This window comes from Pseudomonas sp. NPDC090201 (genome assembly GCF_044746825.1).
GTDB lineage: Bacteria > Pseudomonadota > Gammaproteobacteria > Pseudomonadales > Pseudomonadaceae > Aquipseudomonas > Aquipseudomonas putida_AD.
Genome location: NZ_JBIVCX010000008.1, coordinates 68,334 through 93,425, shown reverse-complemented (window position 1 = coordinate 93,425; position 25,092 = coordinate 68,334). Strand labels below are relative to the sequence as shown.

Below are 25,092 nucleotides of genomic sequence, written 5' to 3'. Positions count from 1 at the left end.
ACAGCTCGGTCAGGCGGGTCAGGGTTTGGCGTTCAGCGGCACGATCTGATCGCCGACGAACTGGGTGAACACGTAGTCGTCAGGCCCCAGGGCATCGTGTTTCTGCGCCGTGAAGGGCTGTTTGTAGTCTTTGATCAGGCCGTCGTAGTCGGTGATCCCGTAGAAGCCGTCACGCACCGCGCGGCCCTCGGTGTTGCCGGCCTTGGCGATGGCCAGCGCGCTCAGGTGCAAGGCGTCGTAGGCGTTGGCGATACCCACTGCAGGGGTGACATCGGCCAGGGTCTTGATCTGCGGGTAGGCGGTCTTCAGCGAAGCGAGCAGGGCGTCGCCTTTGGGGTTGTTGTGATCGGTGAACACGTAGGTCTGGATGAAGTGCACGCGCGACGCGCCAGGACCTGCCAGCTCGCCGAAACGTCCGCCCGCCGGGCCCCAGTGCGAAACCACCGGGACGTCCCAGCCCATGCGGTCGAGGGATTTGACCACCTGCGCCGACGGGCCGACGTTACCGACCATCAACAGGGTGTCGGCACCGGCATTCTTCAGGCGCGTCAGTTGCGGCACCACGTCCAGGTCACTGTCCTGAATGCGCTCGACCCCGGCGTTCTCCAGGCCGCGTTTTTCCAGGGCACGCTTGAAGCCCGCCTCGTTGGATTCGCCCCAGGGGTTGTTGATCAGGATCATGCCTGGCTTCTTCATGCCCTGGCTCGCGCCGTACTTGACCAGTGCTTCGTCCACCAGCTCATCGACCGCCGAGACGCGAAACACGTAGTTGTCCGCCGCGCCGTTCTCGGTGATCTTGGTGCCGGCTGCCCAGATGCCCATGAACGGCACTTTCATCTGGTTGGCCAGCGGCACGATGGCCAGCGACACCGGAGTGTCCAGGCCACCGAACAGCACCGTGACCTTCTCGCGCTGGATCAGCTCACGGGCCGCCAGCATGCCTTTGGACGGGTTGCTTTCATCGTCCCGGCGCACCAGTTCCAGCGGCCGCCCCAGCACGCCACCCTTGGCATTGACCTCGTCGATGGCCATGGTCAGGCCGCGGGTCAAGGCTTCACCGGATTTGGCCGACTGACCCGAAAGCGCCGCCACCAGCCCGACCTTGATCGGTGGCTCGGCAGCCTGGACGCTGGCCGAAAGGGCCAGTTGCAGGGAGAAAGCCGCAGCCACGGGGAACAACAGACGCTGCACGTTTGGAAGCCGGAAGGACATGGGTGATTCTCCTGATTGCTAGCACTTGTAAATTTATTGCTAGCAAGTAGGATGCCAGTCCAAGGCCGCCTGAAATCCTTGTCTGGCGCGGGCTTTGCCCTGGTTACACGCTCCAAAACAAGGCGCCTTGCACCACGTGGAGGCATTCGGCCTATCAACGTCCATCGATGAAGCAGGAGAGTGGAAGATGTCGGAAGCAAACAAAGATGTTCAGATTGTTAGCAATTTTCTGGAAGCGTCCATGGCCCCGGATCCGGTCCGCGCCGCGACCTTCATGAGCGATGACGTGAAGATCACCTTCACTGGTGGCCGCGCCATGCCCGACCCGCAAACCATTACCGGCTTCAACGGCGCGCGTTATGCCTGGGTGAAAAAAGCCCTGGGCAACTTCGACTGGATGGACCGGGGCGACCACACCGTGGTGTATTCCAACGGCACGCTGTACGGCGAGTGGCCGGACGGCCGCAGTTTCTCCGGTAATCGCTACCTGGATCGCTTCGAAGTGCGTGACGGCAAGATCACCCGCATGGATGTGTGGAACGACAGCGCGGAGTGGATCCTGACGCCCGAGATTGCCAAGGCGTAGACACAGGATGCGGGCCTGAAAAAATATTCTTCAGCAGGGTGGAATAAACACCCCGCCCAAACGTTTACCTAGGACTGCCGCATCAATCGGCAGCGGGAGCCTGGGAGGTTTCTGGCATTGCTCCCCCAATCAAGAACAACATCAAGGAGTTCACCATGCTGAAGAAATTCATCCTCACCGCCGCCGTTGCCCTGACCTGCGCATCGAGCCTGGCGTTCGCCGCGGCGCCTGCCATGACCGGCAAGACCGACAAAGGCGAAGTGCTCACCGACCACAAGGGCATGACCCTCTACACCTTCGACAAAGACAGCGGCGGCAAGTCGATGTGTAACGGCGATTGCGCCACCAACTGGCCGCCGCTGATGGCGGGTGCAGGCGCCAAGGACGAAGGCGGCTATACCGTCGTGACCCGTGACGACGGCAGCAAGCAGTGGGCCTACAAAGGCAAGCCGCTGTACACCTGGGTCAAGGACAAGAAAGCCGGCGATGCCACCGGTGATGGCGTCAAGGACGTCTGGCACGTCGTCAAACCCTGATTCGCCGTTATCCCTGAAAACGCCTTGCTCGCGGGTGATCGATCCGTGAGCAAGGCGTTTTTTTTCAGGGGTGAAAAGCAAGCGCTTGCGTGAATCGTTTCAGCTAGTCTAGAGTGTTTCAAATCAAGTCTGCTGGGCCGCCTACAACGAAGTGGCCAGCCAGCGACACGAAAAAAACAAGAACAAGAAACCTCGGAGATTCGCATGAACAGCTTGCCTGCTCTGTCGCCGCGTGTTTTTGCTGTGCGCGCTGCCGCCAATTCCCTCATTCCGGGTGCTCGACCATGAGCGCCGTCCTCCAGGAAAATCCCGTACCCGTACTGGAAATGTCAGCCATTTCCAAGACCTTCAATGGCCTGCGCGTGCTGAAAAACGTGGCGCTGAAGGTCTATGCCGGCGAAGTCCATGCGTTGATGGGCGAAAACGGCGCGGGCAAATCGACCTTGATGAAAATCCTTTCCGGCGCCTATCAGGCCGATGCCGGTAGCGAGATTCGCATCGACGGTCAACCGCTGGCCGCCTTCGACCCGTTGACCGCCAAAGAGCGCGGCATCGCGGTGATCTATCAGGAGCTGAGCCTGTGCCCGAACCTCAGCGTCGCGGAGAACATTTACCTGGGCCGTGAGCTGCGGCGCGGCTGGAGCATCGACCGCAAGGCCATGGAGGAGGGTTGCGTTGAAGTGCTCGCTCGCCTCGGCGCCGATTTCAAGCCATCGACCAAGGTCAGCGTGCTGTCCATTGCCGAGCGGCAACTGGTGGAAATCGCCCGGGCACTGCACGCCAGGGCCAAGATCCTGGTGATGGACGAGCCGACCACGCCCCTGTCTTCCCGCGAGACCGACCGCTTGTTCGCGCTCATCAAACAACTGCGCGACCAGGGCCTGGCGATCATCTACATCAGCCATCGCATGGCGGAAATCTACGAGTTGTCGGACCGGGTGTCGGTGCTGCGCGACGGTGAGTACGTCGGCATGTTGCAGCGCGACGGGCTTTCCGCCGAGACGCTGGTGAAGATGATGGTGGGCCGCGATCTTTCCGGTTTCTACAAGAAGGAGCACGCCCCGTATGACCCCGGCGAGGTGGTGATGCGGGTGCGTGACATGGCCGATGGCAAGCGCGTGAAGCCGTGCAGTTTCGACCTGCATGCCGGCGAGGTGCTGGGCATCGCCGGGTTGGTCGGGGCCGGTCGCACGGAACTGGCGCGGCTGATCTTTGCCGCCGATCCGCGCACCTCAGGCACGCTGGAAATCGCCGGCAAACCGGTCGGCAATCTGCGTACGCCCACCGATGCGATCAAGGCCGGCGTGGTCTATCTCACCGAGGACCGCAAGGCTCAGGGTCTGTTTCTGGACATGAGCGTGCGCGACAACATCAACGTCTGTGCCTGCGTGCCCGACGCCCATGCCGGCGGCGTGCTGGATCGCGGGCGAGGCGCGCAACGGGCGGTGGAGGCGATCCGCTCGCTGTCGATTCGCGTGGCGTCGGGCAAGGTCAATGTCGGTGCGCTGTCCGGGGGCAACCAGCAGAAGGTGCTGCTGGCGCGGCTGCTGGAGGTCAAACCCCATGTGCTGATCCTCGATGAGCCGACTCGCGGCGTGGACATCGGCTCCAAGTCCGAGATCTACCGCATCATCAACGAGCTGGCCAAGGCCGGTGTGGGGATCGTGGTGATCTCCAGCGAACTGCCGGAAATCATCGGCACCTGCGATCGGGTGCTGGTCATGCGCGAGGGCCAGTTGGTGGCGGAGGTGGGCGGGGCGTCAGGGCAGGTGATTTCCCAGGAGCGGATCATTGATCTGGCGACTGGGGGTGAGCAGGTGGCCGTACATGTTTGAACAGCCCGGCATGTCCACCCCGAACGCCCATGATTGTTCGCCGAACACCTGTAGGAGCGCGCTTGCCCGCGATGGCGGTGTGTCATCGAACACCCCGTGCCCTGACACACCGCGGTCGCGGGCAAGCGCGCTCCTACAAAATTCTTAACCCTCGATAACAAAAACAAAGGAGGCCAGCCCATGAGTCTGACCCTGGAAAACTCGCCAAGCGTGGCCGCCATCAGCAAGCGCGAACGGGCCCGTGAACTGATGCGCACCTTAGGGATGCTGCCGGTCCTGCTGTTGCTGCTGATCGGCTTTGCCCTGATGACCGACAGCTTCATGACCTGGCAGAACCTGTCGATCATCACCCAGCAGGCGTCGGTCAACGTGGTGCTCGCCGCGGGTATGACCTTCGTGATTCTCACAGCCGGCATCGACCTGTCGGTAGGCGCGATTCTGGCCGCCTCTGCGGTGGTCGCGTTGCAGGTCTCGCTGTCGCCGCAGTTCGGCATGCTGGGCATCGTCGCAGGCGTCGGTTTCGGCCTGCTGCTGGGCCTGGTCAATGGCGGCCTGATCGCCTTCATGCGCCTGCCGCCGTTCATCGTGACCCTGGGTGCGCTGACCGCCATGCGGGGCCTGGCCCGTTTGCTGGCCGACGACAAGACCGTGTTCAACCCTGACCTGCCGTTCGCCTTCATTGGCAACGATTCGCTGCTGGGCGTGCCGTGGCTGGTGATTATCGCCGTTGCTGTGATCGTGATCTCCTGGTTCATCCTGCGCCGCACGGTGATGGGCGTGCAGATCTACTCGGTGGGCGGCAACCCTGAAGCGGCGCGGCTTTCCGGGATCAAGGTGTGGAAGGTGCTGCTGTTCGTCTACGCGCTGTCCGGCGCACTGGCAGGCCTGGGAGCGGTGATGAGTGCATCGCGGCTGTTCGCTGCCAACGGCCTGCAACTGGGGCAGTCCTACGAGCTGGACGCCATCGCGGCGGTGATCCTGGGCGGTACCAGTTTCACCGGTGGCGTCGGCACTATCGGCGGCACGCTGATCGGCGCGCTGATTATCGCGGTGCTCACCAACGGCCTGGTGTTGCTGGGCGTCTCGGATATCTGGCAGTACATCATCAAGGGCATCGTGATCATCGGGGCGGTGGCGCTGGACCGTTATCGCCAGTCGGGGGCGCGGACGTAATTCAGCGTGTCCCAGGGTTCAAAAAATGCGTTTCAACAACAATCACAAGAGAGAAAACATGAACTTCAAACGCAAATTTCCTGCTGTCGTTTCCCTGTGCCTGGCCGCGTTCCTGGCCCAGGGCGTCGAGGCCCGCGAGCTGAAATCGGTGGGCATTACCCTAGGGTCGCTGGGCAATCCGTACTTCGTCACCCTGGCCGACGGCGCCAAGGCCAAGGCCCAGGAGATCAACCCCAACGTCAAGGTCACCTCGGTGTCTGCCGACTATGACCTGAGCAAGCAGTTCTCGCAGATCGACAACTTCATCGCTGCCGGCGTCGATCTGATCCTGATCAACGCCGTGGACCCGAACGCCATTGCCTCGGCGGTGATGAAAGCGCAGAAGGCCGGCATCAAGGTGGTGGCCGTGGACGTCAACGCCGCCAAGGTCGATGCTACCGTGCAGACCGACAACGTCGAGGCTGGCAAGCTGGCCTGCCAGTTCATCGTCGACAAGCTCTCAGGCAAGGGCAACGTCATCATCGAGAACGGCCCGCAGGTGACCGCCGTGACTGACCGCGTCACCGGTTGCAAGGCCGCCTTCGCCGCCGCGCCTGACATCAAGATTCTCTCAGACGACCAGGACGCCAAAGGTTCCCGCGACGGCGGCCTGAATGCCATGCAGGGCTACCTGACGCGCTTCCCGAAAATCGACGGCCTGTTCGCGATCAACGACCCGCAAGCCATCGGCAGCGATCTGGCGGCCAAGCAGCTCAAGCGCAGCGGCATCGTCATCACCTCGGTGGACGGTGCGCCGGACATCGAGCACGCGCTCAAGTCCGACACCCAGATCCAGGCCTCGGCCAGCCAGGACCCCTGGGCCATGGCCCAGCAGGCTGTGGTGATCGGCAACGACCTGCTCAACGACAAGAAGCCGGCTGAAGCGGTGACTCAACTCACGCCAAAACTGATCACCCGCGACAACGTGGGCACCTACAGCGGCTGGTCGAGCAAGCATTAAGAAAGGGGACGTCCGTGGTCAAGATGGAGGACGTGGCGCGGCGGGCGCGGGTGTCGACTTCGACGGTGTCCCATGTGCTCAACGGTACGCGCAAGGTCAGCCCGGAAACGGTCGTGGCGGTGCAGCAGGCGGTCAGGGAGCTGGGCTACATTCCCAACACCCTGGCCCGCTCGCTGGCCCGTTCGCGCACCAATACCATTGGCGTGGCGATTTCGGCGCTGTCCAACCACTACTTCAGCGAGACGGTGCACGCCATCGAAACCGAGTGCGCGCGCCACGGCATCATGATGCTGTTTGTCGACACCCACGATGATCCGGCCCAGGAACTGCGCGTGGTCGAGGCGCTGCATCATCGGCGCGTGGACGGGATTCTGCTGGCGCCGTCCAGCGATCCACAGCAGGCGGCACTGGCCTACCTGCAGGCCAATGCGATTCCTGCGGTGCTGGTGGACCGGCTGGCGCCGCAAGGCTTCGATCAGGTCGGGGTGGAGAACCGGCACTCGACACGGGAGCTGGTGGGCCACCTGATCGGTCACGGCCACCGACGCATCGGCATGATCGCCGGGCATCGCGGCCTGAGCACCACCGAGGAGCGCATCGAGGGGTATCGGCTGGCGCTGGCGGATGCCGGGATCGCCTTCGATCAGGCGCTGCTGGTCAACGGCGAATCCAACAGTGAGTCGGCGCGCCGGGCAGCCTCGTCGCTGCTGGCATTGGCCACGCCACCGACTGCGATCATGGCCGCCAATAACCTGATGACCATCGGCGCCATGCATGCGCTGCGGGACGCCAGGATCCACGTCCCTGAACAGATGGCGCTGGTGGGCTTCGATGACTTCGACTGGGCCGATTTCTTCCAGCCGCGCCTGAGCGTCATCGCCCAGCCGGTGCAGGCCCTGGGTGAGCGTGCGGTGCAGTTGCTGTTGCAGCGCATCGCTCATCCTGATGGGCCGCGGCAGTCGGAACACTTGCCTGCCAGCCTGAAAATTCGCAATTCATGCGGGTGCCATTGAGCATTCGCGCTGACAGGAACTGAACGTAGATGAGTCAAGTTGTCTCGCTGGGCATCGACCTGGGCACCTCGGAACTCAAGGCCATTCTGCTCGATGCCAAAGGTCAGGTGCTGGGGCGGGCAGGGGCACGGCTGAACGTTTCGCGTCGGCAGCCGGGCTGGTCCGAACAGAACCCCGAGCATTGGTGGCAGGCGTGCGTGGAAGCCCTGGCGGCCTTGCGTGCCAGCCAGCCTCAGGCCTGGGCGCGCATTGCCTGCGTGGGGTTGTCGGGGCAGATGCACGGCGCGGTGCTGGTCGATGCCCGCGATCAGGTGCTGTATCCGGCGGTGCTCTGGGACGATTCGCGAGCCGTGGCCGAAGCCGATCGCCTGAACCGGGATTTTCCGGGCTATGCCCAGGTCACCGGCAGCCTGGCCATGGCCGGGCTGACCGCGCCGAAGCTGCTGTGGTTGCAGCAGCACGAGCCCGAGGTCTTCGCGCGGATCGACTGCGTGCTCTCGCCTAAGGATTATCTGCGCCTGCTGCTGACCGGCGAGCGCGTCAGCGACATGTCCGATGCCGCCGGTACGCTGTGGCTGGACGTGGCACGACGCCGCTGGCACGAGCCGATGCTGCATGCCTGCGGCCTGACCCTCAAACAGACGCCTCGGCTGCTGGAGGCCGATCAGTTGTCCGCTCGCCTGAATACCGAGGCTGCGCAGGCGCTGGGCTTACCCAAGGGTTTGCCGGTGGCGGCGGGCGGTGGTGACAACCCGGTGTCGGCGGTGGGCATCGGCGCGGTCAACGCAGGGGATGCCTTCGTCACCCTGGGCACCAGCGCTGCCATCGTGGCGATCACCGATCACGCGGCGGGCAATCCGCCAAGCGCGGTGCACAGTTTCTGCCATGCGCTGCCGGGGCGTTGGTACACCATGGGTGCGATGCTCGCCGGTGCCAGTTGCCTGCGCTGGGTGACGCGCCTGCTCGGGCAGCCCGATGAGCAGACGCTACTGGACCTGGTGCACAGCGCCGTGCCCATCGAGCAGCCGGTGGCGGTCAGCGCTCCGATGTTCCTGCCGTATCTGGCAGGCGAGCGCACACCGCACAATGATCCCTCTTTGCGCGGCGGCTTCATGGGCCTGGGCCACGACAGCACCCCTGCGATGCTGGGTTATGCAGTGCTTGAAGGGGTCGGGTTCGGGCTGCTGGACGCGATGAATGCGGCGCTGTCTGCCGGCGCTGCGGTGAACGCCTGCGCCTTGGTGGGCGGTGGGGCGCGCAGCGAATATTGGGCGCAACTGCTGGCCAATATCCTGGATCGCGAGGTGTACACCCTGCATGGCAGCGAATCGAGCGCGTGCATCGGCGCAGCGAAGCTGGGCTTTCTGGCGATCGGGCAGGGGGTGGATGTCGAGGCCGGGTTGCCGGTCAAGGCGCGCTACCGGCCCAATCCCGATGTGCAGCCTGCGCTGCGGGCGCGCTACGCGAAGTTTCGCGGGTTGCTGCCTGCGGCGCAGGGGCTGCATGGATGAACGATCAATGCAACGCCCACGATCTCGGCGCCGGGGTGTGGGTGAATTTGGCGATGCCCTTGACCCAGTAACGTCGGTGCGACGTCTGGTCCGGTGGCAGCAATGGCTGGCTGGACCAGCGATGCTGCTGTTTGACTTCCTGGCGATAGGCTTTCCACTCCATCGCTTCTGCGGTTTCCTGTGCCGCGCGTTCATCATCGAACCAGCCAAGAACGCTCACTTCGCCGTGATCGCGGCCATGTTCCACCAGCAGGAAAATGTTGTACATGTCTGTGCCTTTCGCTCATCGAGTCCGGCCCGCTATTCGGGCTCTACTGATGGCTTATCGACACTTGGCAGGAAAAATTGAGTGCACGAGCAGGGGAACCAGACCGATGGCGCCGCGCGCTAGAGCGGCACCGGCCCGGTCAACGGCTTATTTAGGCAGCGGCGTGAGGATCTCGCCATTGTCGTCCAGCAGGATGAACACCAGCAGTTTTGCAGGCTTGGTCTTGCTGGCGTTGCGCGACTCGTAGTGCTTGGAGCCGGCCGGCTCGTACCAGCTCTGGCCTGCCTTGTAGGTGATCGCCTTGCCGTCATTGACCCGCGACACCACTTCGCCTTCCAGCACATAGGCCAGGGCGCTGCCGCTGTGGCTGTGGGGAATGGACACTTGGCCCGGCTTGTAATCGACCGTCAGCATCATCGCTTTCTTGCCCGGTGCGTTGAGCATCGGATGGGTTTCCAGCACGGTGACTTTTTCGTGCTCGCCATCGTGTGCCATCGCCGTGACAGGCACAGTCAAAGTCAGGGAGAACGCCACGCAAGCGACACCGGCGGCCAGCAGTTTCATCGGTTTCATGATCGATCCTGTTCGTTGGGAGTGATGACCTACACGCTATGCCTGGGGCTGCGGTGGTCACACTCCCAATCCGGGGAAAGATCAGGGGGCCAATTACCTCATAGCACCGAAATCGGGTAGTCGACGATCAGGCGAAACTCATCCTGATCCCCTTCGGCCTGATCGGCATTGCCGCGGTGCCACGCCTGACGAATCCTGAACGACAGGTTCTTGGCCGGGCCATTCTGGATCACGTACTTGGCTTCCAGGTTGGTTTCGTGGTGCTTGCCGTCCTCGCCATAACCGTAGGCGCGGTAGGGGCTGTCCAGGGCCATTTTGGTCCCGTCGATATCCCGGCCATTGGCATAACGCGCCATGAAACTGAGCCCGGGAATGCCATAGGCGCTCATTGCCAGGTCATAGCGCGCCTGCCAGGATTTTTCCCCCGGTCCGTTGAAGTCCGAATATTGAATGGAGTTGGCCAGGAAGATCGAATCACCGGTAGTGCCCGGCCCGTTATCGCCAAACGCGACATAATCGAACGGCGTGTCGCCATGCACTTTCTGATAGGCCAGGGTAAAGGTATGGCCGGCCATGAAGTTATAGGCTGCGGCCAGCGACCAAGTGGTGTTATCGATATTGCCGGCCTTGGCCTGGCCTTCGTCATTGGTGCGATAGATATTGAAGTCGAATGTCATCGACTGGTCGTGTGGCATGGCCCACGCATAGTTGGCATTGCCGTAGTACTGACGCCAGATGTCTTCAAACTCCGAACCGTACAACGAGAATGTCAGCGCATCATTGACGGCGTATTTACCGCCGACAAAGTCGACACTGTTGGCGGTGACATTGGCGTAACTGGCAAAGAGTTCACCGCTTGAGCTGGTGTGTTGCGGCCCGTTACCCGCGGTGAAGTGTCCGGCTTCGAGGTCCAGGTCCTTGATTTCACTGCTTTGCAGGCTGAAGCCGGTGGCGGTTTGCGGGAACAGGCGCGTGCCGCCCGCTGCAAAGACCGGTGCGGTGGGCTGCATCGTGCCCCACTTGAGTTCGGTCTTGGAAATGCGCATCTTCACTGCGCCGCCGGCTGTTGCGAATTCATCTTCCGGACTGCCGCTGCTGTCCACGGGAATATTACCGGTGCCCGAATGCCCGGCGCCGCCATCCAGTTTCAGGCCGTACCAGCCATAGGCATCGACACCAAAACCGACGGTGCCCGGCGTGAACCCGGAACTGAAGTTGGCCAAGGCGCCCTGAGACCAGTCACGTCGATCGCCGGCGCCGCTTTTACCATCCCGGTTGAAGTAATAGTTGCGCAACAGCACATCGAGCTTGGCATCTTCGACGAAGCCTTTTGCATCGGCCTGACTGCTGACGAAGGGTTCTGCTTCTACGGATTGAACATATCCTGCCGATACCGCCAGAGCGATCAGACTCAGACTTATCATTCTCATGATTGCATTACCTCTTGGGTCTTTGAGGCAATTGGCTACTATCTGGAGGGGAAATAGCACAAACTTGCCCGCAAGACGCAAAGGATAATCGCGGTTCTGGACTTCGCCACTTCAAGGGCGAAATCAGCCGTCCGATGGCCGATTTTCTGACGATTGGTTTAGTTAACAGCCAATTAAGGGGTCTGCTTAAAGTGGATGTTCAAGAATCACCGCCAAATGAACTCTGTCAGCGGTTGCCCGGCAGGTTGCAGCGCTCTGAATCACTCTGGAAGTCGATATGGCGGATGAACAGATTGTTCAGCAGGCCGTTCAACACCTCGTTGCTGGGCTGCGAGAAGTGCTCGCCCATTGCCTGGCAGGATTCCCAACGCACATCGATGATCCACAGGTCGCGATCATCCTCGTCGCGGTTGAGCACACTGCTTTCGCAACCTGGCAGCAGCGGAAGATTCTTGACGACAGTGGCCAGATATTCGCCCAGCTCCTCGGAGCGGCCATGGGCGGCATGAATACGAACCGTGTTATTGGCGTGCTGGGTCATGCTGATGTCTCCGTGGCGATGAGATCGTCTTTCAACGGTTGCCATAGTAGTGGGCATCAACGCAATTTCCAGCGTCCAATCATATGATTGACCAGGAGGCCAATTTGGGTGTTGGGGGTATTTGAAAATTTACGGCTTAGCGCACGGCTTGCCGGCGGGGGTGTCCTTGAAACCGGCACTGCCCCACGCCTGGCCCATCCCCTCACGTCTGCTCCTGCGGTGGATCGTCCTTGCGGCGGCGGAACAGGGTGCCGTGTTTCCAGTGTTTGCCGAACCGAATCCCCGGCGCTTCGATGTAGCAGTGGGTGAGCATCGAAATCACCACCACGGCCACCACCACCAGCACCATCAGCAGGTTGTCGTTGAGCGTGCTGCCGGTGCTCAGGTAGCGCAGCATGGTGCCGGTTGTTTCGCCGGGGCGGTCCACCAGCAGGCTGTAGCCGGTGAACTTGGCGGCCACTGCAAGGCCGGTGGCGAGTACGAAGATCACTGCGGCGTGTGTCAGGTAAATCGACAGCCACAGCTTGCCCAGCGCCGGAAACAGCCGCAGCCGCAGCAGCCGCGAGATCAGCCCGGACTCGAACGAGAAGATCAGGATGGCCGCACAGAACAGCAGTCCCAGCTCGATCGTCAGGGGCTGCTCGCCCTCGGTCATGACCCAATAGATCGCCGCCAGTACTCCCACCTCCAGCAGGCTGGCCAGGCCCACGTTGGGCACCGAGTCGTGCAATCTCACGTACAGGCGATAGGTAATCGCTCCTGCGAAGAAACAGGAAACACCCCACAGCACATTGCGCGGGATCAGGTTGAAATCCTTGTAGAGCGCCACAAAAGCCAGCACGCATAGCAGTGAAAACAGCTTGCGGGCGATCTGTGGCACGCAGAACACCAGGAGCCCGAAGATCATCCAGATCCAGAACTCGACGCTGATGAACCACGAGGGGTAATTGAAGGAAAGTGCGTTGAATGTCGGCCACCAGGCCTGTATCAGCAGCAGATTGGGCAGAATCTCGCTCGGCGCGCGGTCACCGCTGAAGGCCGGATAGTTGAGCGACAGGCCATAGCGTTCAAGCACCAGTTTCAGGCATTCGAAGCCGATGAAAAACAGCAGCACCGCGATGTGCAGCGGCATCACCCGGCAGGCCCGGGTTACCGCGAATTCGCCCAGCAGCCTGGGTGTGCCGAGGTTGCCCACGTAGCGGCGATAGATCAGAAACCCGCTCAGGGCGAAGAAAAACCCCACGAACTGGCTGGCGTTTCGGAAGAACGTCAGTTCGGTGATGCTGCGCTCAATGTGCGAGTGATGAATGATCAATGCGACTGCACAGAGGCCGCGAAAGCTGTCGAGCACGAGGAATCGCTTCATCTGACGGGTCCTTTTGTAGATGAGTGTAGACGGTGGCAGACAGCGGGTTGGCAGTGCAGGGAGGACCAACGAGCCGAGTATGCCCCAGGGATTTGTCGGCGCACCAGTCACGGCGCCCGTTACGCTCGTACGTTTGTCGCAAAACGTAAAATCCCACAATATGGGATTGATAATTACATATTGAGATAATCCGCTTTTCGGGTTTATAGTCCTCCCTGCATTCACACTTCAATAACAATCAGGTGAAGCCATGCAGGCGCAATTGATCGCGCTCGATTGGGGCACGACGTCCCTTCGCGCGTATCGGCTCGGCGAGAGTGGCCGGGTGCTGGAACAACGCTCGCTCAGTGCGGGCATCATGCAGCTGCCGTCGGCGCCACGCTGGGTGGCCGGGCAGATGTGCAGCGACGGTTTTGAGCTGGCGTTCGACGAAGCCTGCGGCGACTGGCTCGACGCCCAGCCGGGCGTGCCGGTGATCGCCTGCGGCATGGTCGGCAGTGCCCAGGGCTGGCGCGAAGCCCCCTACCAACAGACGCCAGCCAGCGTTGCGGCCCTGAGTGCGGGTCTTGTGCAGGTGCGCAGCCTGCGCCATGCCGATGTGCATATCATTCCCGGGGTGATCCAGCGCTCCGAGCTGCCCAACGTGATGCGCGGCGAAGAAACCCAGGTGCTCGGCATCCTCAGCGCGTTGTCCGCCGACGAGGCGCGTCGCCCCCTGCTGATCGGCCTGCCCGGCAGCCACTCGAAGTGGGTGAGGGCGGTGGATGGGCGCATCGTGCATTTCGATACCTTCATGACCGGCGAGGTGTATGCCGCGCTGTCCAGCCACACCATCCTGGGGCGAACCATGCAGCGCCGCGAAGGCTTCGATGCGGCTGCGTTCGACCGTGGCGTCAGCGTGGCGCAATCGGCCAGCGGCAGCGCCGGCCCCTTGTCGACCATCTTCAGCTGCCGGACCCTGGGCCTGACTGGCGAGCTCGCTGGCACGGCGCAGCCCGATTATCTGTCGGGCCTGCTGATAGGCCATGAAATCGCCGCCCTGGCGCAGATGCTGAACAGCGATGGCGCAAGCCTGCCAGGCGTGATCCTGATTGGCAGCGGTGCGCTGCTGGAACGCTACCAGCGCGCGCTCAAGGCCAACGGCTTCCCCCAGGTGACCCTGGCTGAGCAGGCTACCGAGCGTGGCCTGTGGCAGGTCGCGGTGCAGGCAGGCCTTATTCCTTCCCATTCGGCGGCCCCGAGCCAGCCCCTTTCTGTCGAGAACTGAGATGCTCAAACAAGCCCTGGCGCAAAACGGTCTGGTCGCGATCCTGCGTGGCCTGCGCCCCGAAGAAGCGATTGCCATCGGCGAAGTCCTGTATACGGCAGGATTTCGCGTCATCGAAGTGCCGCTCAATTCCCCGCAGCCGTACGACAGCATCCGTCTGCTGCGTCAGAACCTGCCCGCCGATTGCCTGATCGGCGCGGGCACAGTACTCACCCCTGAACAGGTGCGTCAGGTGAAGGAAGCGGGCGGCCAGGTCATCGTCATGCCCCACAGCGATCCGGAAGTGCTGCGCGCCGCCAAGGCCGAAGGCCTGTTTCTGTCGCCGGGCGTGGCCACGCCGACCGAAGCCTTCGCCGCCCTTGCCGAAGGCGCCGATGTGCTGAAGATGTTCCCTGCCGAGCAGATGGGCCCCGCCGTGGTCAAGGCCTGGCTGGCGGTGCTGCCTGCGGGCACCGTGCTGCTGCCGGTCGGCGGCATCACCCCGGACAACATGAAGGTGTTCCTGGATGCCGGTGTGCGCGGTTTCGGTCTTGGCTCGGGGCTGTTCAAGCCGGGCATGAGTGCCGACGACGTCGCCGAGCGCGCCCGCGATTACGTGGCCGCCTGGAACCGCAACCGCCCCGCGAACCCTCAATGAATTGCACAGGCGTCCACGGGCGTCTTGAACTGCCGTCTTCGAATAAGAGAGAACTGACATGAAAATCACCAAACTCACGACCTTCATCGTTCCGCCGCGCTGGTGCTTTTTGAAAGTGGAAACCGACCAGGGCGTCAGCGGCTGGGGCGAGCCTGTGGTGGAAGGGCGTGCGCACACTGTGGCGGCCGCTGTTGAGGAATTGTCCGATTACCTGATCGGCAAGGATCCGCGCAATATCGAAGACATCTGGACCGTGCTCTATCGAGGCGGTTTCTACCGTGGCGGCGCGATCCACATGAGTGCGCTGGCCGGTATCGACCAGGCGCTGTGGGACATCAAGGGCAAGGCGCTGGGTGTGTCGGTCAGCGACCTGCTCGGCGGCCAGGTGCGGGACAAGATTCGTGTGTACTCGTGGATCGGCGGCGATCGCCCGGCCGACACCGCGCGCGCTGCCAAGGAAGCAGTGGGCCGTGGCTTCACGGCGGTGAAGATGAACGGCACCGAAGAGCTGCAATTCCTCGACACCTTCGAGAAGGTCGATCTTGCCCTGGCCAACGTCGCTGCCGTGCGTGATGCGGTCGGGCCGAACGTGGGCATCGGCGTGGACTTCCACGGGCGCGTCCACAAACCCATGGCCAAGGTGCTGATGAAGGAGCTGGACCCGTACAAGCTGATGTTCATCGAGGAGCCGGTGCTCAGCGAGAACTACGAAGCCCTCAAGGAGCTGGCGCCGCTGACCAGCACGCCGATTGCCCTGGGCGAGCGGCTGTTCTCGCGCTGGGACTTCAAGCGCGTGTTGAGCGAAGGCTACGTCGACATCATCCAGCCGGACGCCTCCCACGCCGGCGGCATCACCGAAACCCGCAAGATCGCCAACATGGCCGAGGCCTATGACGTGGCGCTGGCGCTGCATTGCCCGCTGGGCCCGATTGCCCTGGCCGCGTGCCTGCAACTGGATGCGGCCTGTTACAACGCCTTCATTCAGGAGCAGAGCCTGGGCATCCATTACAACGAGAGCAATGACCTGCTCGACTACGTGAAGGATCCGGCGGTGTTCGACTACGACAAGGGCATGGTCAAGATCCCGAACGGCCCGGGCCTGGGGATCGAGATCAACGAGGAATACGTCAAGGAGCGCGCCGCGGTCGGCCATCGCTGGCGCAACCCGATCTGGCGCCATGCCGATGGCAGTTTTGCCGAGTGGTGAGTCGAATCAGGGGTTGACGCAAATCCTGCGTCGACCCCATTCGCGAGCAAGCTCGCTCCCACAGGGTGTGCGTGTGCTTTCGATCTGCGCTGCACCTCAAATCTTGCGTGGGAGCAAGCTTGCTCCCACAGGGTGTGCGTGTGCTTTCGATCTGCGCTGCGCCTCAGATCCTGGGTGGGAACAAGCTTGCTCCCACAGGGTGTGCGTGTGCCTTCGATCTGCGCGACACCTCAGATCTACTGTGGGAGCGAGCTTGCTCGCGAAGGCGTACGTATAGGCACCACGAATCTTCCTGACCTCAAATAAACATAAAAAGAGGCACGTTCCCCATGCGCACACAGACGCTGCAAGAGGCGCGGGCGATCACCGCCACGCCGACCCGCAAACGCTATTTCATCATGGTCCTGCTGTTCATCACGGTGGTCATCAACTACCTGGACCGCAGCAACCTGTCCATCGCCGCGCCCGCACTGACCAGCGAATTGGGCATCGACCCGGTGCACGTCGGCCTGATCTTCTCGGCCTTCGGATGGACCTACGCCGCCATGCAGTTGCCCGGCGGCTGGCTGGTGGATCGCGTGCCGCCGCGCATTCTCTACACCGTCGCCCTGGCCCTGTGGTCGGTCGCGACCATCTTCCTGGGCTTCGTCGGCAGTTTCATCGGCCTGTTCGTGTTGCGCATGGCAGTCGGTGCGCTGGAAGCTCCGGCGTACCCGATCAACAGCCGGGTGGTCACCGCCTGGTTCCCCGAAAAAGAACGGGCAACGGCGGTGGGCTTCTACACCTCCGGCCAGTTCGTCGGCCTGGCCTTTCTGACCCCGGTGCTGGCCTGGCTGCAAACCGCGTTCGGCTGGCACATGGTATTCGTCGCCACGGGCGCGGTGGGCGTGCTATGGGCGGTGATCTGGTACATGGTCTATCGCGAGCCCCGGGATTTCAAAGGCGTGAACCAGGGCGAGATCGACCTGATCAAGGAGGGCGGCGGCCTGGTGGATATCCAGACCGATACCGCGAAGCAGAAAGCCGGGTTCAACTGGAGCGACCTGGGCATCGTCCTGAGCAAGCGCAAGCTGTGGGGGATCTACCTGGGTCAGTTCTGCCTGAACTCGACGCTGTGGTTCTTCCTGACCTGGTTCCCGACCTATCTGGTGAAATACCGGGGCATGGATTTCATCAAGTCCGGTCTGCTGGCCTCGCTGCCGTTTCTGGCGGCCTTCGTCGGCGTGTTGTGTTCGGGATTCTTCTCCGACTGGCTGATCCGTCGCGGCCACACGGTCGGTTTTGCCCGCAAGCTGCCGATCATTGCCGGGCTGCTGATTTCCACCTCGATCATCGGCGCCAACTACGTTGAATCCACGCCGCTGGTAATCATGTTCCTGGCCCTGGCGTTCTTCGGCAATGGCCTGGCGTCGATCACCTGGTCGCTGGTTTCGACCTTGGCGCCGGCTCGCTTGCTGGGGTTGACAGGCGGCACCTTCAACCTGATCGGCAACCTGGCGGCGATTGCCACGCCCATCGTCATCGGCTTTCTGGCGTCCGGTGCGTCGTTTGCACCGGCCATCACCTATATCGCTGTTCTGGCACTGCTTGGGGCGCTTTCCTACATCCTGCTGGTGGGCAAGGTCGAGCGCATCGAGCTGTAACGGCTGACATGGACCCTGGCGGGCATTGATAATGCCGCCAGCTTCCCGATTCGATAAGGCGTGATATGCAACAGTCTTCAGACACCACGACCGGCAAAGAGGCCGCACCCACCGGCACGCAGACCCTGCTGCGCGGTTTGGGTGTGGTTCAGGCCGTGGCCAGCGGCGCCCGGGATCTCAAGGAGATTGCCCGGCTGATCGGCACCACGCGCAGCACGACCCATCGCCTGGCCAGTTGCCTGGTGGAGGAGCGCTATCTGCGGGTGCTGCCGCAGGTGGGTTATCTGCTGGGCCCCAAGCTGATCGAACTGGGCTTCCAGGCCCGCGAAGAATTGCCCCTGGCCATGCTGGCGCAGCCATTTCTAGATGAGTTGTCGGCGTTGACCGGCGACACCGTGCACCTGGCGATCCGGGACGGTGACGAGGTGTTGTACCTGCACAAGAACCCAGGCCGCAACGGCCCGGAAATGCGCTCCCGGGTCGGGCACCGCATGCCGCTGGCGCGGACCGGAATCGGCAAGGCGCTGTTGCTCGACAGTCCGGAGAGCGAATGGCAAAGGCTGTACGACATCAGCGTGCCTGAGGTGGCCAGGCAGCCTCAGTGGCCGGCGCATCAGGAACAGACCTGGGAGCAGGTGCGCGCGCGGATGCACGAGTACGTGAAGGGCGGGTATGCGTTCGATCTGGAAGACAACGAACCGTCGATTCGCTGCGTGGCGGCGCCGATTCGCGATGCCGGGAGGCAGATTGTGGCGGGGATCAGTATCGCCAGTACCGTGCCTTACATGCCGCTTGAGAAGATGGACGATCTGGTGCCGGTGATCAAGGAGGTGGCGGCGCGGTTGTCGGCGGAGTTGGGCGGGTAAACATGACCATCATGGCTCTGTAGGAGCGCGCTTGCCCGCGACTGCGGCGTGTCTGCGAAATGTAAATCGACTGACACACCGCAATCGCGGGCAAGCGCGCTCCTACAGGCCGGGTTCCCGACCGAGAGGAAGGCTTACGCCTTCAACGTCGCCATGTCGATCACGAAACGGTACTTCACATCACCGGCAATCATGCGCTCGTACGCCTGGTTGATGTTCTTGATGTCGAGCATTTCGATGTCGCAGCTGATGTCGTGTTCGGCACAGAAATCCAGCACTTCCTGAGTCTCGGCGATGCCACCGATCAACGAACCTGCCAGCACCCGGCGTTTCATCACAAGGTTGGCGGCGTGGACGGCCGGGTCGATCGGCTCGATCAGGCCCACCAGGATGTGCACGCCATCGAAGCGCAGGGTTTCCAGGTAAGGGTTCAGGTCGTGCTGCACCGGGATGGTGTCGAGCAGGAAGTCGAAGTGCCCGGCGGCAGCTTTCATCTGTTCGGCATCGGTGGACACGATCACGTGGTCAGCGCCCTGGCGGCGGGCTTCTTCAGCCTTGCTCGCCGAACGGGTGAACAGCGTCACTTCCGCGCCCATGGCCTTGGCGAACTTGATGCCCATGTGGCCCAGGCCGCCCATGCCCAGCACGCCGACCTTGTCACCGGCCTTGACGCCGTAGTGCTTGAGTGGCGAGTAGGTAGTGATGCCGGCGCAGAGAATCGGCGCAGCGGCGGCCAGGTCGAGTTTCTCGGGGATGCGCACGACGAAGTGCTCGCTGACCACGATGCTGTTGGAGTAGCCGCCCATGGTGTTGCTACCGTCGACGCGGTCCGGGGTGGCGTAGGTCAGGGTCGGGCCTTCCAGGCAGTACTGCTCAAGGTCCGCCGCGCAGGCTTCGCAATGGCGGCAGGAGTCGACCATGCAGCCGACGCCGACCAGATCGCCGACTTTGTGCTTGCTGACGTTGGCGCCGACTTCAGTGACCTTGCCGACGATTTCGTGGCCCGGCATCAGTGGGTAGACCGCAATGCCCCACTCGTTGCGTGCCTGGTGGATGTCGGAGTGGCACACGCCGCAGTACAGAATCTCGATGGCCACGTCGTCCGGGCGCGGGCTGCGACGGTTGAAAGTCATGGGGGCGAGGGGAGCCGTGGCCGACTGGGCGGCGTAACCGATAGCTGTGTACATGTGAAGCCTCGCAAAATGCTGAGTGGTGAGGCGATGCATTTTGCGCAGCAGGGCGGGGTGCGGCCATGTCGGTTCCTACGTGAGTCATGCCTAATCCTCCGAAGGTTGCTGATCGAGGGATGCGCATGGCCGTAGATCTGCGATCATGTCAGTGTCTAATCCTCTGTCCGGTTGCCCATGCTTTTGACTTCCCGCTCCGATGCCAACCAAACCCTGGTGTCGCTCATCAAGCCGCTGTCCCACACCCCGGGCTTTCTCGACACCGGATTGCCGGGCGTGCAGACGCTCTCGTGGAGCTACTACGTGGCCAGCAGCCCGCAGATCTACGAACCCAGCCTGATTATCCTGGCCCAGGGCAGCAAGCTCGCGCGCCTGGGACCGCGCACCTTTGAATACGGCGCCGGGCATTACCTGGTGCAGGCGCTGTCGGTGCCGTTCATGTGCGAAACCTTCGCCACCCCCGAGGAGCCGCTGTACGGCGTGTCGGTGTCGATTGACCGGATCGTGCTGGGTGACCTGGTGCAAGCCATGGGGTTGCCGGCGGATGCGTCGGTCAAGGCGCAGACACCAGAATCCATGACCTCTGCCGAGCTGGATGCGCAGATGCGTGAGAGTGTCGAGCGCCTGCTGCGCTGCCTGCACGACCCGATGGACCGTCAGGTCATGGGGCCTTCGCTGGTGCGCGAGGTGCTGTACGCCGCCCTGCGTGGCCCGCAGGCGGGGGTGTTGCGGGCGCTGGTCGAGCAGCAGGGCCATTTCGCCAGGATCGCCGCGGCGCTGCAGCATCTGCGTGATCACTACCACGAGGCGTTGAGCGTGGACGAACTGGCCGGCTGCGCCAACATGAGCGCCTCGACCTTCCACGAGCATTTCAAGCGCACCACCTTGCTATCGCCGGTGCAGTACCTCAAGCGTCTACGTCTGTTGAAGGCGCAGCAGATGCTGATCGGCGAGGGCATGGCGGTGGGGCAGGTGGCGCACCGGGTGGGGTATCAGAGCACGTCGCAGTTCAGCCGCGAGTACAAGCGGTACTTCGACCGAAGCCCGGGGGAGGAGGGAGTGTTGCTGAGGATTTCTGCGTAACACCGCCATTCGTGATGCGGGGTGTACGCCACATCCGGATTCCACCATTCCCGTAGGAGCGCGCTTGCCCGCGATGGCGTCGTGTCAGGCAACGCAGGGGTTGCAGACCGAACGCCGTCGCGGGCAAGCGCGCTCCTACAAGGGATGTGGTTTACATGTTTGGATACGTCGGCCCGCCCGCACCTTCCGGGGTCACCCAGGTGATGTTCTGCGAAGGGTCCTTGATGTCACAGGTCTTGCAGTGCACGCAGTTCTGGGCGTTGATCTGGAAGCGCTTGGCGCCGTCTTCCTGGGTCACCACCTCATACACGCCGGCCGGGCAGTAGCGCTGCGCCGGTTCGTCGTACTTGGGCAGGTTGACGTTGATCGGAATGCTCGGGTCCTTGAGCTTGAGGTGACACGGCTGCTCTTCTTCGTGGTTGGTGCCCGAGATGAACACCGAACTCAGTTTGTCGAAGCTCAGCTTGCCGTCCGGTTTGGGGTAGTCGATCTTTTTCGAGTCCGCTGCCAGCTTCATGCACGCGTAGTCAGGCTTGTTGTCGTGCAGGGTGAACGGAATCTTGCCGCCGAACAGGTTCTGGTCGATGAAGTTGAACGCACCGCCCAGTACCGGGCCGAACTTGTGGATCGCCGCGCCAAAGTTGCGGCTGGCGAACAGTTCTTCGTGCAGCCAACTGCCCTTGAAGGCCTCGACGTAGGTGCTCAGCGCGTCGCCACCTTCACTGCCGGCCAGCAACGCATCGGCCACCGAGTCAGCGGCCAGCATGCCGGATTTCATCGCGGTATGGCTGCCCTTGATCTTGGCGAAGTTCAGGGTGCCCAAATCGCAGCCGATCAGCGCGCCGCCGGGGAAGACCATCTTCGGCAGCGAGTTCAGGCCGCCTTTGCAGATGGCACGGGCGCCGTAGCTGACGCGCTTGCCGCCTTCCAGGTACTGCTTGAGGATCGGGTGATGCTTGAGGCGCTGGAACTCGTCGAACGGCGACAGGTACGGGTTGGCGTAGGACAGGTCGACGATCAGGCCGACCACCACCTGGTTGTTTTCCAGGTGATAAAGGAACGAGCCCCCGGTGTTCTCGGTGCCCATCACGTCCAGCGGCCAGCCGGCGGTGTGCACCACCAGACCTTGCTGATGCTTGGCCGGGTCGATTTCCCAGATTTCCTTCAGGCCAATGCCGTAATGCTGGGCGTCGGCTTCGCTGTCCAGGTTGAAGCGCTTGATCAGCTGCTTGCCGATATGGCCACGGCAGCCTTCAGCGAACAGGGTGTACTTGCCGCGCAGTTCCATGCCCGGGGTGTACATGCCGTCTTTGGGATTGCCTTCGCGATCCACGCCCATGTCACCGGTGACGATCCCGCGCACCACGCCATTCTCGTCGATCAGCGCTTCCTGGGCGGCGAAGCCCGGGTAGATCTCGACGCCCAGGTTCTCGGCCTGCTGTGCCAGCCAGCGGCACAGGTTGCCCAGGGAAATGATGTAGTTGCCTTCGTTGTGCATGGTCTTGGGCACGAACATGCCCGGCACCTTGGTACCGGCTTCGCTGCTGGTCAGCACATAGATGTCGTCGCCTTTGACAGGCGTGTTGAGCGGTGCGCCCAGTTCTTTCCAGTCAGGGAACAGCTCGTTCAGCGCGCGAGGTTCGAACACTGCGCCGGAGAGGATGTGGGCGCCGACTTCGGAGCCTTTTTCCACCACGCAGACGCTGATTTCCTGGCCAGCTTCGGCGGCCTTCTGTTTCAGACGGCATGCGGCGGACAGACCGGCAGGGCCGGCGCCGACGATGACGACGTCGAACTCCATAAATTCGCGTTCCACTGACTCTCTCCTGATCAAGGCTCAACGGTATTTTTTTATAGGTAGCTAAAAACTGGCACCTGGGGGCGTTGTCACCCAAGTGTCATCTCAAAGGGGGCCATTATATCTACACCACCTTGCAGGTCCAATACAAACGTTTGTTTGAAATGGCTGAAACCCTGATAAAACATAGGGACACGACTTGTGACTGGCGTTTTTGTCGTATTGACCCGAATAGGTGTTCCGGTCAAGATACGGGCGGTTTTGCGCTCGCCGTAGGCTGGCCGTTGGCCAATGGAATACCTCTGAAAGCTGCGCGGGTGCCGTGTTGCAACCCCGCCCGATCACCCGTTTACAGGGGCGATGCAGGCGGTGTGCAGTTTACACGCATGGTCGGGCGCTGGCTTGGATTGCGCGGGTCGAGCGGTTGTTTTTTGCCGAACTCACCCTTAAGCAACGACGAATACGCTGTTTTCAAAGGTGTTCTTTACACTGACGTGTACCCATCGCCGGGCAGGGCCGGGCGATTTTCTTTTCACCGGAGAGTAACGAGGAATCCATGAAGGTTCTTGTAGCTGTCAAACGAGTGGTCGACTACAACGTCAAGGTTCGCGTCAAAGCGGACAACTCCGGCGTCGATCTCGCTAACGTCAAAATGTCGATGAACCCTTTCTGCGAAATCGCCGTGGAAGAGGCCGTTCGCCTGAAAGAGAAAGGCGTTGCGACCGAGATCGTCGTCGTTACCATCGGCCCGGCCACCGCTCAGGAGCAACTGCGTACCGCACTGGCACTGGGTGCCGACCGCGCCATCCTCGTCGAATCCGCTGAAGAGCTGACTTCCCTGGCCGTGGCCAAGGCGCTCAAGGCCGTTGTCGATAAAGAGCAGCCTCAGCTGGTCATCCTCGGCAAGCAGGCGATCGACAGCGACAACAACCAGACCGGCCAGATGCTGGCGGCCCTGAGCGGTTACGCTCAAGGCACCTTCGCCTCCAAGGTCGAAGTCTCGGGCGACAAGGTTGCCGTGACCCGCGAAATCGACGGCGGCCTGCAAACCGTTTCGTTGAACCTGCCGGCCATCGTCACCACCGACCTGCGCCTGAACGAGCCACGCTACGCGTCGCTGCCCAACATCATGAAAGCCAAGAAGAAGCCCCTCGAAGTGCTGACGCCTGACGCTTTGGGTGTGTCCACGTCCTCCACCAACAAGACCCTGAAAGTCGAAGCCCCGGCTGCTCGCAGCGCTGGCATCAAGGTCAAGTCGGTTGCAGAACTGGTCGAGAAACTGAAAAACGAAGCGAAGGTGATCTGATGACTACCCTGGTAATCGCTGAACACGAAAATGGCGTGATCGCACCCGCCACCCTGAACACCGTTGCCGCTGCCGCCAAGATCGGTGGTGACATTCACGTGCTGGTCGCAGGCCAGAACGTGGGCGCTGTCGGTGAAGCCGCCGCGAAAATCGCAGGCGTCGCCAAGGTACTGGTCGCCGACAATGCGGCCTATGCGCACCAACTGCCGGAAAACGTAGCGCCACTGGTGGCCGAGCTGGCCTCGGGCTACAGCCACGTAATGGCCGCTGCCACCTCCAACGGCAAGAACATCCTGCCGCGCGTTGCAGCCCAACTGGACGTTGACCAGATCTCCGAAATCATTTCGGTTGAATCGGCTGACACCTTCAAGCGTCCGATCTACGCCGGTAACGCCATCGCGACTGTACAGTCGTCGGCCGCCGTCAAGGTCATCACCGTTCGCGCCACCGGCTTCGATCCTGTTGCTGCTGAAGGCGGTTCGGCTGCTGTCGAAGCTGTATCGGCGGCCCACGATGCAGGCAAGTCGTCCTTCGTCAGCGAAGAGCTGGCCAAGTCCGACCGTCCTGAGCTGACCGCTGCCAAGATCGTCGTCTCCGGCGGTCGCGGCATGCAGAACGGCGACAACTTCAAGCACCTGTACGCCCTGGCCGACAAGCTGGGCGCAGCCGTCGGCGCCTCCCGCGCTGCGGTGGACGCAGGCTTCGTGCCCAACGACATGCAGGTCGGCCAGACCGGCAAGATCGTTGCGCCGCAGCTGTACATCGCCGTCGGTATCTCCGGCGCGATCCAGCATCTGGCTGGCATGAAGGACTCCAAAGTGATCGTTGCGATCAACAAGGACGAAGAAGCGCCGATCTTCCAGGTGGCCGATTACGGCCTGGTAGCGGATCTGTTCGAAGCAGTGCCTGAGTTGGAGAAGCTGGTCTAATCCAGCCACCTGACTTATAAAGAGAACCCGTTCGTTTCGGGCTGATCGAAAGCGTTGATCATCGGCAAGCTGTTGATGACCCGCATTCGCTTCAGTCTTGAATTGAACGGGTTTTTTATTGAATT

The 25,092-nt window shown here is 62.1% G+C and carries 23 protein-coding genes; 15 read left to right on the top strand and 8 right to left on the bottom strand.

The features are described from left to right. Nucleotides 1-18 precede the first annotated feature (18 nt). Nucleotides 19-1,212, bottom strand: coding sequence for an ABC transporter substrate-binding protein (locus ACIPOO_RS20175; RefSeq protein WP_400609318.1), 1,194 nt, complete (start codon nt 1,210-1,212; stop codon nt 19-21). A gap of 241 nt (nt 1,213-1,453) precedes the next feature. Here ACIPOO_RS20175 and ACIPOO_RS20170 point away from each other — a divergent pair, with 241 nt between their 5' ends. The 7 genes from ACIPOO_RS20170 to xylB all read left to right on the top strand — a co-directional run bounded on the left by ACIPOO_RS20170 (nt 1,454) and on the right by xylB (nt 8,866). After that, nucleotides 1,454-1,798: a nuclear transport factor 2 family protein gene (locus ACIPOO_RS20170; protein ID WP_400609316.1), complete on the top strand. Its 345-nt coding sequence runs from the start codon at nt 1,454-1,456 to the stop codon at nt 1,796-1,798. Between the two features lie 155 nt (nt 1,799-1,953). Next, a complete protein-coding gene (locus tag ACIPOO_RS20165; RefSeq protein ID WP_274136328.1) occupies nt 1,954-2,334 on the top strand; it encodes a hypothetical protein in 381 nt (126 codons plus the stop codon). 284 nt (nt 2,335-2,618) lie between these two features. Continuing rightward, complete coding sequence (locus ACIPOO_RS20160; protein ID WP_400609314.1) at nt 2,619-4,169, top strand: sugar ABC transporter ATP-binding protein; 1,551 nt, start codon at nt 2,619-2,621, stop codon at nt 4,167-4,169. A 180-nt stretch (nt 4,170-4,349) separates the two neighbouring features. Then, nucleotides 4,350-5,342 (top strand): ribose ABC transporter permease, encoded by a 993-nt coding sequence (locus ACIPOO_RS20155; protein ID WP_400609312.1) that lies wholly within the window; start codon nt 4,350-4,352, stop codon nt 5,340-5,342. 58 nt (nt 5,343-5,400) lie between these two features. Next, entirely contained in the window at nt 5,401-6,342 is a 942-nt protein-coding gene (locus ACIPOO_RS20150; RefSeq protein ID WP_400609310.1) for an ABC transporter substrate-binding protein, read from the top strand. 14 nt (nt 6,343-6,356) lie between these two features. Next, nucleotides 6,357-7,355, top strand: coding sequence for a LacI family DNA-binding transcriptional regulator (locus ACIPOO_RS20145; protein ID WP_400609308.1), 999 nt, complete (start codon nt 6,357-6,359; stop codon nt 7,353-7,355). Nucleotides 7,356-7,384: 29 nt separating this feature from the next. Then, the gene (gene xylB, locus ACIPOO_RS20140) at nt 7,385-8,866 is read left to right on the top strand and encodes a xylulokinase (RefSeq protein WP_400609306.1); all 1,482 of its coding nucleotides are present in this window, start codon (nt 7,385-7,387) and stop codon (nt 8,864-8,866) included. A gap of 4 nt (nt 8,867-8,870) precedes the next feature. Here xylB and ACIPOO_RS20135 read toward each other — a convergent pair whose 3' ends face one another. The 5 genes from ACIPOO_RS20135 to ACIPOO_RS20115 all read right to left on the bottom strand — a co-directional run bounded on the left by ACIPOO_RS20135 (nt 8,871) and on the right by ACIPOO_RS20115 (nt 13,044). After that, nucleotides 8,871-9,134 carry a hypothetical protein gene (locus ACIPOO_RS20135; RefSeq protein WP_400609304.1) on the bottom strand — a complete coding sequence of 88 codons (264 nt, stop codon included), beginning with the start codon at nt 9,132-9,134 and terminating at the stop codon, nt 8,871-8,873. A gap of 147 nt (nt 9,135-9,281) precedes the next feature. Continuing rightward, nucleotides 9,282-9,707 (bottom strand): cupin domain-containing protein, encoded by a 426-nt coding sequence (locus tag ACIPOO_RS20130; RefSeq protein ID WP_400609302.1) that lies wholly within the window; start codon nt 9,705-9,707, stop codon nt 9,282-9,284. Between the two features lie 98 nt (nt 9,708-9,805). After that, entirely contained in the window at nt 9,806-11,137 is a 1,332-nt protein-coding gene (locus ACIPOO_RS20125) for an OprD family porin (RefSeq protein ID WP_274136318.1), read from the bottom strand. Between the two features lie 226 nt (nt 11,138-11,363). Beyond that, nucleotides 11,364-11,678 (bottom strand): putative quinol monooxygenase, encoded by a 315-nt coding sequence (locus ACIPOO_RS20120; RefSeq protein WP_274136316.1) that lies wholly within the window; start codon nt 11,676-11,678, stop codon nt 11,364-11,366. A 202-nt stretch (nt 11,679-11,880) separates the two neighbouring features. Then, a complete protein-coding gene (locus tag ACIPOO_RS20115) occupies nt 11,881-13,044 on the bottom strand; it encodes an acyltransferase family protein (protein WP_400609300.1) in 1,164 nt (387 codons plus the stop codon). 250 nt (nt 13,045-13,294) lie between these two features. Between ACIPOO_RS20115 and ACIPOO_RS20110 the strand changes: the two genes are divergently transcribed. The 5 genes from ACIPOO_RS20110 (at nt 13,295) to ACIPOO_RS20090 (ending at nt 18,664) form a co-directional block, all read left to right on the top strand. Further along, nucleotides 13,295-14,311: a 2-dehydro-3-deoxygalactonokinase gene (locus ACIPOO_RS20110; protein WP_400609298.1), complete on the top strand. Its 1,017-nt coding sequence runs from the start codon at nt 13,295-13,297 to the stop codon at nt 14,309-14,311. A 1-nt stretch (nt 14,312) separates the two neighbouring features. Continuing rightward, nucleotides 14,313-14,948, top strand: a complete 636-nt coding sequence (locus ACIPOO_RS20105; protein WP_274136310.1) for a 2-dehydro-3-deoxy-6-phosphogalactonate aldolase — start codon at nt 14,313-14,315, stop codon at nt 14,946-14,948. Nucleotides 14,949-15,006: 58 nt separating this feature from the next. Further along, entirely contained in the window at nt 15,007-16,155 is a 1,149-nt protein-coding gene (gene dgoD, locus ACIPOO_RS20100; RefSeq protein ID WP_400609296.1) for a galactonate dehydratase, read from the top strand. Nucleotides 16,156-16,484: 329 nt separating this feature from the next. Beyond that, the gene (locus ACIPOO_RS20095; RefSeq protein WP_274136307.1) at nt 16,485-17,798 is read left to right on the top strand and encodes an MFS transporter; all 1,314 of its coding nucleotides are present in this window, start codon (nt 16,485-16,487) and stop codon (nt 17,796-17,798) included. A 65-nt stretch (nt 17,799-17,863) separates the two neighbouring features. Next, nucleotides 17,864-18,664 carry an IclR family transcriptional regulator gene (locus tag ACIPOO_RS20090; RefSeq protein ID WP_400609293.1) on the top strand — a complete coding sequence of 267 codons (801 nt, stop codon included), beginning with the start codon at nt 17,864-17,866 and terminating at the stop codon, nt 18,662-18,664. Between the two features lie 134 nt (nt 18,665-18,798). Here ACIPOO_RS20090 and ACIPOO_RS20085 read toward each other — a convergent pair whose 3' ends face one another. Continuing rightward, nucleotides 18,799-19,851, bottom strand: a complete 1,053-nt coding sequence (locus tag ACIPOO_RS20085) for an NAD(P)-dependent alcohol dehydrogenase (RefSeq protein WP_400609291.1) — start codon at nt 19,849-19,851, stop codon at nt 18,799-18,801. Between the two features lie 177 nt (nt 19,852-20,028). Here ACIPOO_RS20085 and ACIPOO_RS20080 point away from each other — a divergent pair, with 177 nt between their 5' ends. Next, entirely contained in the window at nt 20,029-20,934 is a 906-nt protein-coding gene (locus tag ACIPOO_RS20080; RefSeq protein ID WP_274136304.1) for an AraC family transcriptional regulator, read from the top strand. Nucleotides 20,935-21,085: 151 nt separating this feature from the next. Here the strand turns inward: ACIPOO_RS20080 and ACIPOO_RS20075 are convergent, their stop codons facing one another. After that, the gene (locus tag ACIPOO_RS20075; RefSeq protein ID WP_400609289.1) at nt 21,086-22,750 is read right to left on the bottom strand and encodes an electron transfer flavoprotein-ubiquinone oxidoreductase; all 1,665 of its coding nucleotides are present in this window, start codon (nt 22,748-22,750) and stop codon (nt 21,086-21,088) included. Between the two features lie 538 nt (nt 22,751-23,288). Here ACIPOO_RS20075 and ACIPOO_RS20070 point away from each other — a divergent pair. Next, a complete protein-coding gene (locus tag ACIPOO_RS20070) occupies nt 23,289-24,038 on the top strand; it encodes an electron transfer flavoprotein subunit beta/FixA family protein (protein ID WP_274131418.1) in 750 nt (249 codons plus the stop codon). Then, nucleotides 24,038-24,967, top strand: a complete 930-nt coding sequence (locus ACIPOO_RS20065) for an electron transfer flavoprotein subunit alpha/FixB family protein (RefSeq protein ID WP_400609287.1) — start codon at nt 24,038-24,040, stop codon at nt 24,965-24,967. The genes ACIPOO_RS20070 and ACIPOO_RS20065 overlap by 1 nt, the downstream gene beginning before the upstream one ends. The last annotated feature ends 125 nt before the right edge of the window (nt 24,968-25,092 follow it).

What these genes read in the sequence shown, in the direction of transcription:
- ACIPOO_RS20170 (WP_400609316.1), top strand. Translation starts at nt 1,454, where the DNA reads ATGGCCCCGGATCCGGTCCGCGCCGCGACCTTCATGAGCGATGACGTG.
- ACIPOO_RS20120 (WP_274136316.1), bottom strand. Translation starts at nt 11,678, where the DNA reads ATGACCCAGCACGCCAATAACACGGTTCGTATTCATGCCGCCCATGGC.
- ACIPOO_RS20165 (WP_274136328.1), top strand. Translation starts at nt 1,954, where the DNA reads ATGCTGAAGAAATTCATCCTCACCGCCGCCGTTGCCCTGACCTGCGCA.
- ACIPOO_RS20080 (WP_274136304.1), top strand. Translation starts at nt 20,029, where the DNA reads ATGCTTTTGACTTCCCGCTCCGATGCCAACCAAACCCTGGTGTCGCTC.
- ACIPOO_RS20105 (WP_274136310.1), top strand. Translation starts at nt 14,313, where the DNA reads ATGCTCAAACAAGCCCTGGCGCAAAACGGTCTGGTCGCGATCCTGCGT.
- ACIPOO_RS20095 (WP_274136307.1), top strand. Translation starts at nt 16,485, where the DNA reads ATGCGCACACAGACGCTGCAAGAGGCGCGGGCGATCACCGCCACGCCG.
- xylB (WP_400609306.1), top strand. Translation starts at nt 7,385, where the DNA reads ATGAGTCAAGTTGTCTCGCTGGGCATCGACCTGGGCACCTCGGAACTC.
- ACIPOO_RS20115 (WP_400609300.1), bottom strand. Translation starts at nt 13,044, where the DNA reads ATGAAGCGATTCCTCGTGCTCGACAGCTTTCGCGGCCTCTGTGCAGTC.
- ACIPOO_RS20155 (WP_400609312.1), top strand. Translation starts at nt 4,350, where the DNA reads ATGAGTCTGACCCTGGAAAACTCGCCAAGCGTGGCCGCCATCAGCAAG.
- ACIPOO_RS20175 (WP_400609318.1), bottom strand. Translation starts at nt 1,212, where the DNA reads ATGTCCTTCCGGCTTCCAAACGTGCAGCGTCTGTTGTTCCCCGTGGCT.
- ACIPOO_RS20135 (WP_400609304.1), bottom strand. Translation starts at nt 9,134, where the DNA reads ATGTACAACATTTTCCTGCTGGTGGAACATGGCCGCGATCACGGCGAA.
- ACIPOO_RS20150 (WP_400609310.1), top strand. Translation starts at nt 5,401, where the DNA reads ATGAACTTCAAACGCAAATTTCCTGCTGTCGTTTCCCTGTGCCTGGCC.
- ACIPOO_RS20090 (WP_400609293.1), top strand. Translation starts at nt 17,864, where the DNA reads ATGCAACAGTCTTCAGACACCACGACCGGCAAAGAGGCCGCACCCACC.
- ACIPOO_RS20125 (WP_274136318.1), bottom strand. Translation starts at nt 11,137, where the DNA reads ATGAGAATGATAAGTCTGAGTCTGATCGCTCTGGCGGTATCGGCAGGA.
- ACIPOO_RS20160 (WP_400609314.1), top strand. Translation starts at nt 2,619, where the DNA reads ATGAGCGCCGTCCTCCAGGAAAATCCCGTACCCGTACTGGAAATGTCA.
- ACIPOO_RS20070 (WP_274131418.1), top strand. Translation starts at nt 23,289, where the DNA reads ATGAAGGTTCTTGTAGCTGTCAAACGAGTGGTCGACTACAACGTCAAG.
- ACIPOO_RS20065 (WP_400609287.1), top strand. Translation starts at nt 24,038, where the DNA reads ATGACTACCCTGGTAATCGCTGAACACGAAAATGGCGTGATCGCACCC.
- ACIPOO_RS20085 (WP_400609291.1), bottom strand. Translation starts at nt 19,851, where the DNA reads ATGTACACAGCTATCGGTTACGCCGCCCAGTCGGCCACGGCTCCCCTC.
- dgoD (WP_400609296.1), top strand. Translation starts at nt 15,007, where the DNA reads ATGAAAATCACCAAACTCACGACCTTCATCGTTCCGCCGCGCTGGTGC.
- ACIPOO_RS20110 (WP_400609298.1), top strand. Translation starts at nt 13,295, where the DNA reads ATGCAGGCGCAATTGATCGCGCTCGATTGGGGCACGACGTCCCTTCGC.
- ACIPOO_RS20130 (WP_400609302.1), bottom strand. Translation starts at nt 9,707, where the DNA reads ATGAAACCGATGAAACTGCTGGCCGCCGGTGTCGCTTGCGTGGCGTTC.